The organism is Stenotrophomonas sp. DDT-1, from assembly GCF_001580555.1.
Lineage (GTDB): Bacteria > Pseudomonadota > Gammaproteobacteria > Xanthomonadales > Xanthomonadaceae > Stenotrophomonas > Stenotrophomonas sepilia.
In genome coordinates this window covers 52,135-65,275 of record NZ_LEKR01000022.1, presented here as the reverse complement: position 1 = coordinate 65,275, position 13,141 = coordinate 52,135, and the positions used below count along the sequence as shown (strand labels likewise).

The following is a 13,141-nucleotide window of genomic DNA, read 5'->3' as shown; positions in this document are numbered from 1 at the left end:
GGGCGGCAGCACATCACCGCGCCGAAGGGATTGCGCTTGAAAAGCAAAGAGCCGGGCAATGCCCGGCTCTTTGCTTTTGCTCTTCTTTGCCTTCCGCACCGTGGCGCGGGAAGCCGTCGAGCAGGGTCGGATGGGCCGGCGCAGGACCGTTGGCGCCATGGATGGCGCCATCGAGCCCCCATGGATGGGTTTACGGCGTGTCCTGCGCCGGCCCATCCGGCTCTGCCCCGCGATGATAATCAAGACGCCACGGAGCAACGCTTTCGATTTAGAACTCCGCCGCCACCGTCATGAACAGCTGCCGCGGTGCGCTCGCATGGATCGCATAGCGCGTGCCCTTCGGATCGGTCGGTGCGAACGAGCTCAGCTGGCCGGCGTAGCGCTTGTTGGTCAGGTTGGTCGCATTCAACGACACCCGAACGTTGCGCAGGCCCAGGCCCGGGCCGAAGTCGTAGCCTGCACCGGCGTCGAAGGTGGTCACGCCCGGCACCGACTGGTCGTTGGTGTAGGTGTAGTAGCGCTTGCCGGTGTACTTGGCACGCAGGCTGGCGAAGAAGCCATCGCGGTTCCAGCTGATCTCGCTGGAGGCCATGCGCTGCGGCGTATCCACCGTGATCTTGCCGGCCACCGGCACGATCGCGCCGCCCGAGGTGTAGTCATCCTCGTAGGTGGTCTTGTTCCAGGACAGCGCGTTGTACCACTGCAGGCCGTCGATCGGCTTGAGGATGAAGGTCAGTTCCGCGCCGTGGCTCTTTACCGAACCGACGTTGATGAAGCGCGTCACGCACTCCGGACGCGTGCCGACTTCGATGCTCGAGCACGGGTTCAGCGACAGCAGGCGGTTGTCGAATTTCACGTTGTAGGCGGCGATCGAGGCCTGGTACTTCTCGCCGAAGGTACGGAAGCCGGCTTCCAGGCTCTTGGACTTCTCCGGTTCCAGCCCGGCGCTGGCCGCGAACGATTCCGGCGACACCTGCAGCGGGCCACCGCTGCCGCCACCGACAAAGGCGGCGATGTTCTCGGCGTACGAGGCAAACAGTTCATTGTTGGCGTTGAGCTTGAAACCCAGGCCCACCTGCGGCAGCACCGACTTCTTGGCGGTCAGCGTGCCCGAAGCGATGCTGGTTTCCACGCCCGGCTGGGCGGTGGCGCGCATGCGGGTGTTCGGGCTCTTGATGCCCACGTCCACGGTCAGGCGCTGGTCCAGGAAGCGCATGCGGTCCTGCACGTAGAACTGGCGCGTGCGGATGTCGAAGTCCTGGTTGAACAGCAGGCGGTCCGGGTTCTTCAGGTACAGGTCGTCCAGGAACGGGCCACTGATGTAGTAGAAGTTGCGCGAGACGTTGTGGTCGTTCTGCTCGTACCACAGGCCGGCTTCCAGTTCGTGGATGCCCACCGTCCACGACAGCGCGGCGGTCAGACCATCGCGGTTGATCGTGTAGTTGGTGCTGCGGATCGAAATCGGCAGCATCCTGTCGGTGCCCGGGTAGGACGGCTGGCCCGGTGCCCACCAGTGGCCCTGGCCACGGTTGTCGTGGTGGTAGGCCAGCAGCTTCAGGCGACCCTGCTCGCCCAGGCGCAGGTCGGCATCGACCGAATACAGGTTGTCGTCGCGCAGTGCACGGCTCTGGTAGTACGCATCGTCGATGCTGTTGACGCCGCCGCTGAACCTGCAGCGCGCCTTGTTGTAGGTGCCCGGCGCGCAGTACGCGGCGGCGACGGCGCGATCCCAGTCCGGCGCGTAGATGTTCCAGTCATAGCCCAGGCCGCGGGCCAGCATGTCCTTGGACAGGTAGGCGTAGTTGGCCTGGCTGGCGCGCGAGGTCGCCACGAACGCACCGAAACGGTGGTCGCCGACATTCCACACGGCCTTGGCGTTGAACTGGCGGGTGGTCTGGTTCTGGTACGGCGCCGCCCACATGTCCTGGTCCTGGTGCACGCCGGACACATAGGCCGAGAAGCCGTTGAGGTCGCCGGTATCCACGCGCAGGTAGCCGCGACGCTGGTTGTTGTCACCCACGGTGACGCTGGCGCGGCCACCGAATTCGGTGGACGGGTCCATCGAGAAGTACTGGATGGTGCCGCCTAGGTTGCTGGTCGAAGCCACGCCCAGCGAGCCGATGCCCTGCGACAACTCTGCGCCGGCCAGGTTCTCGGCGATGATCGCGCGGGCAATGCTCAGGCCGTTGTAGTTGCCGTAGCTGTTGTCACCCAGCGGAATGCCATCAAGCGTGTAGCCGAGGCGGCTCTTGTCGAAGCCGCGCAGGCTGATGGTCTGCGATTCTTCGTTGGCGCCGAAGGCGTCGTTGGACTGCACCGACACGCCCGGCAGGCGGTCGAGGATCTTCTGGCCACTGGAGCCCGGCGGCAGCACCTGCTTGTCGACGGCGGTGATGCGCTGTACCTGGCGGGTCTCGCCCTGGCCGATCACGGAGACGGTATCCAGCGTCTGCGCGCTCAGCGCGGCTTCGGTGCTGGTGCCGGTATCGGCGGTGGTGGCGGCATGTGCGCTGGCGGCGGCGAAGAGCGCGATCGCCACGGCGATCGTCAGGTGTCGGGTCTGCATGATGGTCCGTTGCATGGGGGGTGGTCACCGGCACGGGTGCGCGGTGCATGGCCACTATGCGAACGGAACATGAAACCTTCTTTACGAGAAACCAACGAACGACGCAGGCCCCCGTGCGTGTCCTGCAACCCGATAGAAAAAGGGGCCGGATCCCCCTCGCGAACGAAGATTCACCGGCCCCGCGCACTCCGTGGGGGAGGGCTCAACCCATGTACAGGCCACCGTTGACCGGATAGTCGGCACCGGTCACGTACGAGGCTTCATCCGAGGCCAGCCACGCGCACAGGCCGGCCACTTCCTCGGGCCGACCCAGCCGGCGCACCGGCACCGAGGCGGCCAGCCGATCCAGTACATCCGGCGGGAAGCTGCTGATCGCCTGGCTGGCGATGTAGCCTGGCGACAGCGTGTTGACGGTGACCCCGCGCGAGGCCACTTCGGCGGCCAGTGCACGGCTGAAACCGTGCATCGCGGCCTTGGCGGTGGCGTAGTTCACCTGGCCGATCTGGCCCTTGTGGGCGCTGACCGAACCGATGTTGATGATGCGGCCCCAGCCGCGCGTGGCCATGCCATCGACCACCTGCTTGGTCAGGTTGAACAGCGCATTGAGGTTGGAGGCGATCACCGCGTTCCAGTCTTCCACCGTCATCTGCCGGAAAAGAAGGTCGCGGCTGCCGCCGGAGTTGTTGACCAGCACGTCCACTTCACCGACTTCTGCACGGACCTTGGCGAACGCGGCGCTGGTCGAGGCCCAGTCGGTGGCGTTGCCTTCGGAGGCGATGAAGTCGAAGCCCTGTTCGCGCTGCTCGCGCAGCCAGTTGGCCTTGCGCGGCGAGTTGGGCGCGCAGCCGGCGACCACGGTGTGGCCGCTGCGGGCCAGGCTCTGGCAGATGGCAGTGCCGACACTGCCCATTCCACTGGTGACGTAAGCGATTCGAAGCGTCATTGCAGAAGGCTCCTTGGCAAAGGGTCAGGCGGCGAGGGGATACAGGCCGAACAGCAGGCTGCCGATCATCAGCAGCATCGAGATGGCGATGGCCCACTTCAGGGTGAACTTCTGGTGGTCGGCGAATTCGACCTTGGCCAGGCCCACCAGCAGGTAGGTGGACGGCACCAGCGGGCTGAGCAGGTGCACCGGCTGGCCGGCCAGCGAGGCGCGCGCCATCTCCACCGGGGTGATGCCGTAGTTGCCGGCCGCCTCCGACAGGATCGGCAGCACGCCGAAGTAGAACGCGTCGTTGGACATGAAGAAGGTGAACGGCATCGATGCCACGGCGGTGATCACCGCCAGGTACGGGCCCCACGACTCCGGAATCACCGCCAGGAAGCTGTGCGACATCGCCTCGACCATGCCGGTGTTGTTGAGGATGCCGGTGAAGATGCCCGCGGCGAAGATCAGCGACACCACCGACAGCACGTTGCCGGCGTGGTTGACCACGCGGCGGCGCTGTTCGGCCAGGTTCGGGTAGTTGATCACCAGGGCGATGGCGAAGCCGACCATGAACAGCACCGGCATCGGCAGCACGCCGATGATCAGCGCGGTCATCAGCGCCACGGTCAGGGCCAGGTTGACCCACAGCAGCTTCGGACGCTTGATGTCCTCGGCGTCTTCCACGGTCGGCAGCGGGTTGCTGTCATCGGACACGCTGTTGTCCATCCAGCTGCCGCCCTTGGGCAGGGTCACCACGCCAAGGCGACGGCGTTCCTTCAGGCCCAGGTACCAGGCCAGCAGCAGCACGCCGGCACAGGCGATCACCATCGACGGGATCAGCGGCACGAACACATCGGCCGGGTCCACGTGCAGCGCGGTGGCCGCGCGTGCGGTCGGGCCGCCCCACGGGGTCAGGTTCATCACGCCGCCGGCCAGGATGGTCACGCAGGTCATGTTCAGCGCGTTCATGCCGAGGCGCTGGTACAGCGGCAGCATCGCCGAGACGGTGATCATGTAGGTGGTCGAACCGTCGCCATCGAGCGAGATCAGCATCGCCAGCACCGCGGTGCCGAGCACGATCTTCATCGGATCGCCCTTGACGAAGCGCAGGATCACCCGTACCAGCGGATCGAACAGGCCGGCGTCGATCATCACCCCGAAGTAGAGGATGGCGAACATCAGCATCACGCCGGTCGGCGCGATCTTCTTGATGCCCTCCAGCATCATCTCGTCGATGCCGGCACCGAAGCCGCCGATCAGCGCGAACAGGATGGGGATGGTGATCAGGGCGACGAGCGGCGACAGGCGTTTGCTCATGATCAAGTACATGAACGTAATGACCATGCCAAAGCCGAGGATGCTCAGCATCATCTGCGGACTCCTTGCGAATACAGGACGTGGGGGAGTGGAAGGGGCCCGGGCGGCATACCCGGGAATTCGGGCTTAGAAGTCGTACTGCAGGCGTCCGGTGACCGCGCGCGTGCGGTCCACCGTCACCCCGGCCAGGCGGTCGCGGTTGCGGCTTTCGATCACGTTGAGCATGAAGCGCAGGTTGTCGCGCAGGTACCAGTTGCCACCCAGCGTCCAGGCTTCGGTGCTGCCACGGCACAGGTCCGGCGCACCATCGAGATGCTGCGCACCCCACATCTGGTCGTAGCGCAGCGCTACTTCGAAGGCACCGGCCTTGTGGCGGATGTCCTTGACCCGTGCGAAGCGGCCGGTCTTGCGGTCGTAGGCACGGCTTTCGCCGGTGACGAACCAGCTGAGCATGCCGTAGGCCGCCATCACGTCGCCGCGCTGCGCACCGTCATCGAAGGTGGCGCCACTGAACTCGCCCTGCCACGACAACGGGCCGCGCACCTGCGCGTATTCCAGCGACCACTTGTTGACGTCGGTATCGCGGCCGGCGGAGAAGTCGACAAGGGTCAGGCGGCTTTCATCGGACAGGTGGCCGGCCGGGCGTGGTCGGATCTTCAGGCCCGGAACGCCGTTCGCGCCGGGGTTGTCATAGGCCTCGCGGGCCAGCGACAGGCCCAGGTGCAGCACGTCGCCATCGGCGGGCGAGGGCGCCCAGGTGACACGGCCACCGGCGGCACGCCCCTTCACCTGCCAGGCGTCGATGCTTTCCAGGCTGTAGATGCTGGCGGCCCAGGTGAAGTCACCCGGGTTGGCCTGCCACGAAGCGCCCAGGCGGTACAGCGGCGCCAGCGTGGTGCCGGCGTTGCCGCGCTCCAGGAAGCTGCCGTAGTTGGAACTGGTGCGGTCATCCAGCGAGAAGTACTGCTTGAACTGGCCGACGGTGAGCTTGCCGGCCTTGCCGAAGCTGCGCGTCAGGTACACGTCCTTGGCCTCGACGCGGTCGCCGGAGAAATCGGCTTCCAGCTTGTAGTCGACCACGAAGAACCTGCCGGACACGTCCAGCCAGGCACGACGGATCTCGGTGTCGTCCTTGTTCGGGGTGCCGCGGTCGTCGTTGTCGAAGGTGGCGAAGTCCAGGTGCAGGCGGCCACCGAGGGTGGCGGTGACCGGGCGGTCGTCTTCGGCAGCGAAGGCCGGCGCCGACAGGGCAGCCAGCGCCATCATGGCGGCAGGACGCCGCCAGGCAAACGTGAATTCCACAAACCCTCCCAGGTGCGCGCCAGGCGCGCGGCAATCGTGGGCACCGGACGGTGCGCGGCCGCAGTCTGGGTCGGGCAAGCTGTCATCGTCCTGTCAGCGGTTTGTGCGGTGCAGCGTAAATCCGGCCGCTGCGCTCGCTGGGCCACACCCGGCAAGCGCGGCGGCGGCATGCGGTAGCATTCGGTTCCCCTCCCACCCGTGTGCCCATGCGCCTGCTGCTGGTCGAAGACAACCCGGATCTGGCCGATGCGATCATTCGCCGGATGCGCCGCAGCGGGCACGCTGTGGACTGGCAGGCTGATGGCCTGGCCGCCGCCAGCGTGCTGCGCTACCAGAGCTTCGACCTGGTGGTGCTGGACATCGGCCTGCCCAAGCTCGATGGCCTGCGCGTGCTGGCCGGCATGCGCGAGCGCGGTGACAGCACGCCGGTGCTGATGCTGACCGCGCGCGATGGCATCGAGGATCGCGTGCAGGCGCTGGATGTCGGTGCCGACGATTACCTGGGCAAGCCATTCGATTTCCGCGAGTTCGAAGCGCGCTGCCGCGTGCTGCTGCGGCGTGCGCGTGGCCAGGCCAGCGAAGTGGTGCAGATCGGCGGCTTCCAGTTCGACAACGCTGCGCACCGGGTCAGCCTCGACGGCGAACCGATCGAACTGCCCAACCGCGAGTACCGCCTGCTGGAGATCCTGGTCGGGCGCCTCGGCCAAGTGGTCGGCAAGGATGAGATCGGCAACGGCCTGTTCGGTTTCGATGACGAAGCGGGCCCGAATGCCATCGAGTTGTATGTTGGCCGCCTGAGAAAGAAGCTGGCCGGCGCACCGCTGCGCATCACCACGGTGCGCGGTGTCGGCTATCTGCTGGAAGCCAGCGACGCCAGTGCCGACGCCGATGGCTGACATGCGCGCTGCAACGGCCGCGCCGGGCTCGCTGCGGCGCACGCTGCTGCTCTACCTCGGCGTGCTGCTGGCGGTGTTCGCAGTGGCCCTGCTGTTCGCCGCGCGCGATTACGGCCAGCGCGCCGCCAATCGATCCTACGATCACCTGCTGGTGTCCTCGGCGTTGTCCATTGCCGATTCGGTGGCCCTGGTCGATGGCCAGTGGCAGGTCGATCTGCCGTATGCGGCGTTGGACCTGCTGGCGATGGCACCGGAAGACCGCGTGTTCTACAGGGTGGCCGACAACCGCGGCAACCTGATCACCGGCTATGGCGACCTGCCGGCACCGCCGCGCCGGCCAGGTACCCAGCCGCAGCTGTTCGATGCCACCTACAGCGGCGAAACCGTGCGCTTCGTGGTGGTCAGCCGCAGCTTCGCCGCCGCCTCGGCGCAGGGCGAGGTGCAGGTCCAGGTCGGCCAGACCCGGCTTGCGCGTGAAGCGGTCGCGCAGGACATGGTCAATCGCGCGTTGCTGGCGATCGGCGTGCTGTCCGGGCTGCTGCTGGCACTGGTGGCGTTCGGCGTGCATCGCGCATTCCGGCCGCTGGTGCGGGTGGAGCGCGAGCTGTCGCGACGGGAGCCGTCCGACCTGAAGCCGCTGGATGCCCGCGTTCCGCGCGAGATGGACCAGATGGTGGCGGCGCTGAACCGCTTCATGGAACGCCTGTCCAGCAGCAACGAGACACTGCGCGCGTTCATGGCCGAGGCTGCGCACCAGATGCGCACGCCGCTGGCTGCATTGCGCGCACAGGCACAGCTGGCGCTGGATGATGACGATCCGGAGGACATGCGGCGCAGCCTGCAGGCGATCGAGCGCAACGCCACCCATATGAGCCGGCTGCTGAACCAGCTGCTCAGCGATGCCAGCGTGATCCATCGTTCACATCTGCAGCGCTTTGCAGCGGTGGACCTGGCCGAGACCGTGCACCAGGCCTTGCATGAAGCGCTGCCGCAGGCCGGTCCGGCGCCGCGCGTGCAGTTGGCGATGACCGCCGAACCGGCACTGGTGCACGGCGATGCGCTGCTGCTGCGCGAGGCGATCAAGAACCTGGTCGACAACGCACTGAAGTACGGCGGTGACGGCGACTTGCAGATTGCCCTTACCGTGGAAGGCGAGCAGGCCGTGCTGACCATCGCCGACCACGGCGCAGGCATCGCCCCGGCCGATGCCGAGCGCGTATTCGAGCGTTTCGCCCGTGGCGAAGGCGCGCCATCCGGCGGTGCCGGGCTGGGCCTGGCCATCGTCAAGCGCGTGGTCGACAGCCATGGCGGCCGCATTGACCTGAGCAACCGCCCGCAGGGCGGGCTGGTCGCCACCATCCGCCTGCCCCGGAGCAGTCCATGATCCGCTTGTTCGCGACGAGTGTTGCGCTGCTGCTGGCCCTGCCGGTGTTGGCCGCGCCCGGCGATGTGCGCCGTTTTCCCGCACAGGGAGCGGCCACCGCGCAGCTGCGCATCCACGGCACCACCGACATCGAAGTGTTCGCGGTGGTCATCGCCGACTACCAGCGCCTTCACCCCGGCACCGAAGTGGTGTACGAGGACATCATCACCCAGGACCTGTACGCGCGTTATCTGCACGACCGTGGCGGGCCGGCATCACCGGACCTGCTGATCTCCAGCGGCATGGACCTGCAGACCAAGCTGGTCAACGATGGCCATGCGCTGCCGCACCGCTCGGCGCAGACCGCGGCGCTGCCGGCGTGGGCGCAATGGCGCAACGAGGCATTCGGCATCAGCTACGAGCCGGTGGTGATGGTCTACAACACCCGCGCACTGCCGGCAGCGAAGGTGCCGCACACGCGCCGCCAGCTGCTGGACCGGCTGCGTGCTGAAGGTGCACCGCTGCGCGGCAAGGTCGGCACCTATGACATCGAGCGCAGCAGTGTCGGCTACCTGCTGGCGACCCAGGACGCGCAGCGCGGCAGCATTGCCGGCGCGCTGCTGGGCGCGCTCGGCGACAACGACGTGGTGCGCGAGGAGCGTACTGGCGTGCTGCTGGACCAGGTGGCCAGTGGCCAGCTGTCGCTGGTCTACAACGTGCTCGGCTCCTACGCGCAGGCACGTGTCGATGCCGGCGCGCCGCTGGCCATCGTCGAGCCCGAGGACTACACGCTGGTGGTACTGCGTACCGCGGTGATCCCGCGCACCGGCCCGCATCCGGAAGAAGCGCGGCGCTTCCTCGATTACCTGCTGTCGCCGCGTGGCCAGCAGGTGCTGTCGCGCGAAGCGCGGCTGATGCCGATCGTGACCGGCAACGCACGGGGTGACGATGCGCCCGGCCGCAGCCGCCGTCCGATCCAGCTCGGCCCGGGCCTGCTGGTGTACCTGGACGCGCTCAAGCGTCGCCAGTTCCTCGATGCCTGGCGCAGCAGCGTCGAGCCGGCCGGGCGCTGAGGCGGCGACCTGCCCGTACAATGGCGGTATGAGCGAATACACCATCCTGATCGCCGATGACCACCCGCTGCTGCGTTCGGCGGTGGTGCAGTCCTTGCGGCAGAGCCTGCCGCTGGCACAGGTGCGCGAGGTTGCGAGCGCCGAGGCGCTGGCCGAGGCACTCGACGCGCATCCCGATGTGGACCTGGTGCTGCTCGACCTGACCATGCCCGGCGCACACGGTTTTTCCGCGCTGCTGCACGTGCGCGGCTCGCATCCGGACATTCCGGTGGTGATCCTCTCGTCCAACGACCATCCGCGGGTGATCCGCCGTGCCCAGCAGTTCGGCGCGGCTGGTTTCATCCCGAAGTCGGCCCCGGCCGAGACCATCGGCGAGGCCGTGCAGACGGTGCTCGACGGCGGCCTGTGGTTCCCGGCGATGGCCGCCGAGCGCTCGGAGGCCGATGCGCTGCTGGCCAGCCGCCTGGCCCAGCTGACCCCGCAGCAGTTCCGCGTGCTGCTCTGCCTGGCCGATGGCCTGCTCAACAAGCAGATCGCCTACACGCTGGGGCTGGCTGAGAACACGGTGAAGGTGCATGTCACCGCCATCCTGAAAAAACTCGAGTGCCATAGCCGCACCCAGGCCGCGGTGCTGGTGAAGGCGCTGGAGCCTGAAGGCGACGCCGGCATCGGGCTGTAGTTTCCAGCCAACGGCATAGCCCCTCGTGGGTGGACACGTAGAGCAGTTCATGGGGGAGGCCGGGCAGGTTCCGTGCGCGTCCACCCACGGAAGAGAAAAGAGGATCAAAAGCAAAGGCAGCCTGGCAGGCCGCTTTTTGTAGAGCCGAGCCCACGCTCGGCTGCTTTCTGGCCGGTCGGTGAAGCCGAGCATGGGCTCGGCTCTACACGAGCATCTACACGAGCAAGCGCAGCGCGCGACTCGCTTTTGAACTTATTTTCTTCTCCGCGGGTGGACGCGCACGGCACGTGTCCGTGGCCGGGTAGATGGGCTGCGCCGTTGGCTGGAAACTACCCGCGATGCCGGATCAACAACTGACTCATCAGCGCCCGCAGCGCAGGCGGCTTTACCGGCTTGGCCATCATTCCCCAGCCGCGCTCGGCGGCCATCTCACGCAATCCCGCATCGCGCTCTGCAGTGACCAGCACCACCGGCGGGCGTGCCTGCCACAACTCCGCCAGCGTCTCGTACAGCACCGGCCCGTGGTGATCACCCATGCGCACATCCAGCAGCACCAGCTCCGGAACCGTCTCGGCACTGGCCAACTGCAGCGCCGCCTGTGGCCCATCGGCCAGCGCCACCTCGCAGCCCCAGCGCTCCAGCAGCGCACGGCTGGCCGCACACACGTGCGGATCGTCGTCGATCACCCACACCCGACGCCCACGCAGCGGGTTGTCCGCGCCCGGTTCCTGCGCCAGTACCGGCGCAGGCGCGGTGGCCGGAATCGCGCTGGCTTCGCCGAACGGTACGCCTACCGCGAACACGCTGCCCCGGCCCAGCTGCGAGCGCAGCCGGATCGGATGGCCGAGGAGGCGGCCGATGCGGTCGACAATGGCCAGGCCAAGGCCGGCGCCGCGCTGCTGGCCGTCGTGCAGGCGACGGAACTCCTCGAAGATCTCGCCCTGCAACGCGTCGGGAATACCCGGGCCCTGGTCGTGCACTTCGATCCACAGCAGTCCTTCACGGCGGCGGCAGCCAAGCAGCACGCGGCCGCGCTCGCTGTAGCGCAGTGCATTGGACAGGAAATTCTGCAGGATGCGGCGCAGCAGCGCTTCATCGCTGACCACCACGGCATGGGTATCGACCCAGTCCACCACCAGCCCGCGTGACTGCGCGGCGATGCCGAACTCGCGCGCCAGCGTCTGCAGCAGGGGGCCCAGCCGGAACGCCTGTACGCGGGTGGGCAGGCTGCCTGATTCCAGCCGCGCGATATCCAGCAGGCTGTTGAGGATCGCGTCCTGCGCCGCCAGCGCGGCATCGATATGATCGGCAGTCTGCTGCTGCGCCGGGTCGCCCAGCTTGCCGCGCAGCACTGAGACGAACATGCGCGCAGCGTTGAGCGGCTGCAGCAGGTCGTGCACCGCCGAGGCGACGAAGCGGGTCTTGTAGCGGTTGGCCTGCTCGGCCTCGCGCCGCGCCTCGTCCAGGTCGCGGGTGCGTTCGGCGATGCGGTGTTCCAGCGCATCGGCCAGCGAGCGTAGTTCGCGCGCAGCGTTCTTGTAGCTGGTGATGTCCGCATAGCTGGTGACGAAGCCGCCGTCGGGCAGCGGATTGCCGCGGATCTCCAGCACCGTGCCGTCGTCCTTTTCGCTCTCGCGCATGTGCGGGCGGCCACTGCGCAGGTGGTTCAGGCGGCGCTCGATGGCCTCGTCCACCGGGCCGGGACCGAGCAGGCCACGACGGGCATTGAAACGGAACAGTTCCTCGATCGGCCGGCCCACGCGCACCAGGTCTGCCGGGAACCGGAACAGTTCCAGATAGCGCGAATTCCACGCGACCAGGCGCAGGTCGCGGTCGATCACCACCACACCCTGCGGCAGGTGTTCGAGGCTGCGGCTGAGACCACTGTCGGCGTCGGTGGCGGCCTGCAGCAGGCCATCCTGTGCGGTGCGCAGCTCCTGTGCGTGCTGCTTGAGCAGGGTTTCCAGTTCGCGGCGGCTGCGCAGGCGATGCTTGGCCAGGCGCCTGCGCTGCTGCACGAACAGCACCAGGAAGCCCAAGGCCAGCCACGCGGCACCGCCGGTCAGGGCGGCCGCGCGACCTGCTGCAGTAGCGGCGCCGGCGTCGTGCAGCAGGTGCAGGTTCCAGCCTTCGGCGGGCAGCGCCAGGCTTTGCCACAGCATCGGCTGCGGCAGCGCAGGATCCAGCAGCCGCACCATGCGGCCGCCATCGGACAGCACGTCTTCGGTACGTGCACGCAAGGGCTGCAGGGCACGGTCGGCGTACTGACGGGCATCGAGCATTTCGCGGCGCTCACCGGCACGCAGCGGACGCAGCAGCCGGTAGCGCCAGCTGTCCCGGTTGGCCAGGAACACGACGTCATGGTCGTCGCTGGCCAGCACCACGTCCGGGCTGCTCAACCATTCCTGTTCCAGCGCGGACAGCTCGACCTTGATCACCACCACGCCGAGCCGCTTGCCGTCATCCTCGATGGCCTGCGAAAGGTAATAGCCGGGCACGCCGGTGGTCATGCCGATGCCGTAGAAGCGACCACAGCCCTGCGCCAGCGCCTGGCGGTAGTAGGGGCGGTAGCTGTAGTTCTCGCCGACGTTGCTGGTCGGTTGGTCCCAGTTGCTGGCCGCCACCGCCACACCATCGTGGCCGACCAGGGTCAGGGTCGAGGCCCGGGTGACTTCATTGGCACGTTGCAGCTTGAGGTTCAGTCGCTGCCGTTCGCCGGGCGAGGGCGGCACACGCAGTGCGTGCAGCAGATCCGGATCCAGCGCCATGACCTGCGGCAAGGTGCCGAAGCGGTCGATGCGCTGTTGCAGGCCCTGGCCATACAGTTGCAGCTGGCGTTGCACCTGGCTGCTTTCGTCGCCGAGCGCGCGCCGCCAGGCGTAATGGCCAGCGGCGACCGCGCACAGCACGGTGCCACCGACCATCACCAGGATGGTCAGCAACAGCATCCGGTGGCGGCTGAGCCAATACATGGCGGCAGTCTACGCAGGGCCGGCGGGCATGGCGTGCACGCCCGC

At 67.4% G+C, this 13,141-nt stretch carries 9 protein-coding genes; 4 read left to right on the top strand and 5 right to left on the bottom strand.

The features are described from left to right. Window positions 1-268 precede the first annotated feature (268 nt). The 4 genes from AB839_RS12320 to AB839_RS12305 form a co-directional block, all read right to left on the bottom strand. Entirely contained in the window at window positions 269-2,566 is a 2,298-nt protein-coding gene (locus AB839_RS12320; protein ID WP_082783340.1) for a TonB-dependent receptor, read from the bottom strand. A 202-nt stretch (window positions 2,567-2,768) separates the two neighbouring features. Continuing rightward, window positions 2,769-3,509, bottom strand: a complete 741-nt coding sequence (phbB, locus tag AB839_RS12315; protein ID WP_005419193.1) for an acetoacetyl-CoA reductase — start codon at window positions 3,507-3,509, stop codon at window positions 2,769-2,771. A 24-nt stretch (window positions 3,510-3,533) separates the two neighbouring features. Next, a complete protein-coding gene (locus AB839_RS12310; RefSeq protein WP_005419191.1) occupies window positions 3,534-4,862 on the bottom strand; it encodes a CitMHS family transporter in 1,329 nt (442 codons plus the stop codon). 75 nt (window positions 4,863-4,937) lie between these two features. Next, window positions 4,938-6,077: a porin gene (locus AB839_RS12305; protein WP_061479581.1), complete on the bottom strand. Its 1,140-nt coding sequence runs from the start codon at window positions 6,075-6,077 to the stop codon at window positions 4,938-4,940. A 242-nt stretch (window positions 6,078-6,319) separates the two neighbouring features. Here AB839_RS12305 and AB839_RS12300 point away from each other — a divergent pair, with 242 nt between their 5' ends. Genes AB839_RS12300 through AB839_RS12285 form a run of 4 tightly spaced genes read left to right on the top strand, consistent with a single transcriptional unit; the run spans window position 6,320 to window position 10,124 of the window. After that, window positions 6,320-7,009 (top strand): response regulator transcription factor, encoded by a 690-nt coding sequence (locus tag AB839_RS12300; protein WP_014038433.1) that lies wholly within the window; start codon window positions 6,320-6,322, stop codon window positions 7,007-7,009. Beyond that, on the top strand, window positions 7,002-8,393 hold the full coding sequence (locus AB839_RS12295) for a sensor histidine kinase (protein WP_061479580.1): 1,392 nt from the start codon (window positions 7,002-7,004) through the stop codon (window positions 8,391-8,393). Before AB839_RS12300 ends, AB839_RS12295 begins: the two co-directional genes overlap by 8 nt. Then, a complete protein-coding gene (locus AB839_RS12290; RefSeq protein ID WP_061479579.1) occupies window positions 8,390-9,445 on the top strand; it encodes an ABC transporter substrate-binding protein in 1,056 nt (351 codons plus the stop codon). The genes AB839_RS12295 and AB839_RS12290 overlap by 4 nt, the downstream gene beginning before the upstream one ends. 28 nt (window positions 9,446-9,473) lie before the next feature. Next, a complete protein-coding gene (locus AB839_RS12285; RefSeq protein WP_061479578.1) occupies window positions 9,474-10,124 on the top strand; it encodes a response regulator transcription factor in 651 nt (216 codons plus the stop codon). Between the two features lie 329 nt (window positions 10,125-10,453). On the opposite strand, the gene AB839_RS12280 is transcribed toward AB839_RS12285, so the two are convergent. Further along, on the bottom strand, window positions 10,454-13,096 hold the full coding sequence (locus AB839_RS12280; protein WP_061479577.1) for a PAS-domain containing protein: 2,643 nt from the start codon (window positions 13,094-13,096) through the stop codon (window positions 10,454-10,456). Between the last annotated feature and the right edge of the window lie 45 nt (window positions 13,097-13,141).

Coding starts and splice junctions, on each gene's coding strand:
- AB839_RS12300 (WP_014038433.1), top strand. CDS start 6,320: ATGCGCCTGCTGCTGGTCGAAGACAACCCGGATCTGGCCGATGCGATC.
- AB839_RS12305 (WP_061479581.1), bottom strand. CDS start 6,077: ATGATGGCGCTGGCTGCCCTGTCGGCGCCGGCCTTCGCTGCCGAAGAC.
- AB839_RS12280 (WP_061479577.1), bottom strand. CDS start 13,096: ATGTATTGGCTCAGCCGCCACCGGATGCTGTTGCTGACCATCCTGGTG.
- AB839_RS12295 (WP_061479580.1), top strand. CDS start 7,002: ATGGCTGACATGCGCGCTGCAACGGCCGCGCCGGGCTCGCTGCGGCGC.
- phbB (WP_005419193.1), bottom strand. CDS start 3,509: ATGACGCTTCGAATCGCTTACGTCACCAGTGGAATGGGCAGTGTCGGC.
- AB839_RS12310 (WP_005419191.1), bottom strand. CDS start 4,862: ATGCTGAGCATCCTCGGCTTTGGCATGGTCATTACGTTCATGTACTTG.
- AB839_RS12285 (WP_061479578.1), top strand. CDS start 9,474: ATGAGCGAATACACCATCCTGATCGCCGATGACCACCCGCTGCTGCGT.
- AB839_RS12290 (WP_061479579.1), top strand. CDS start 8,390: ATGATCCGCTTGTTCGCGACGAGTGTTGCGCTGCTGCTGGCCCTGCCG.
- AB839_RS12320 (WP_082783340.1), bottom strand. CDS start 2,566: ATGCAGACCCGACACCTGACGATCGCCGTGGCGATCGCGCTCTTCGCC.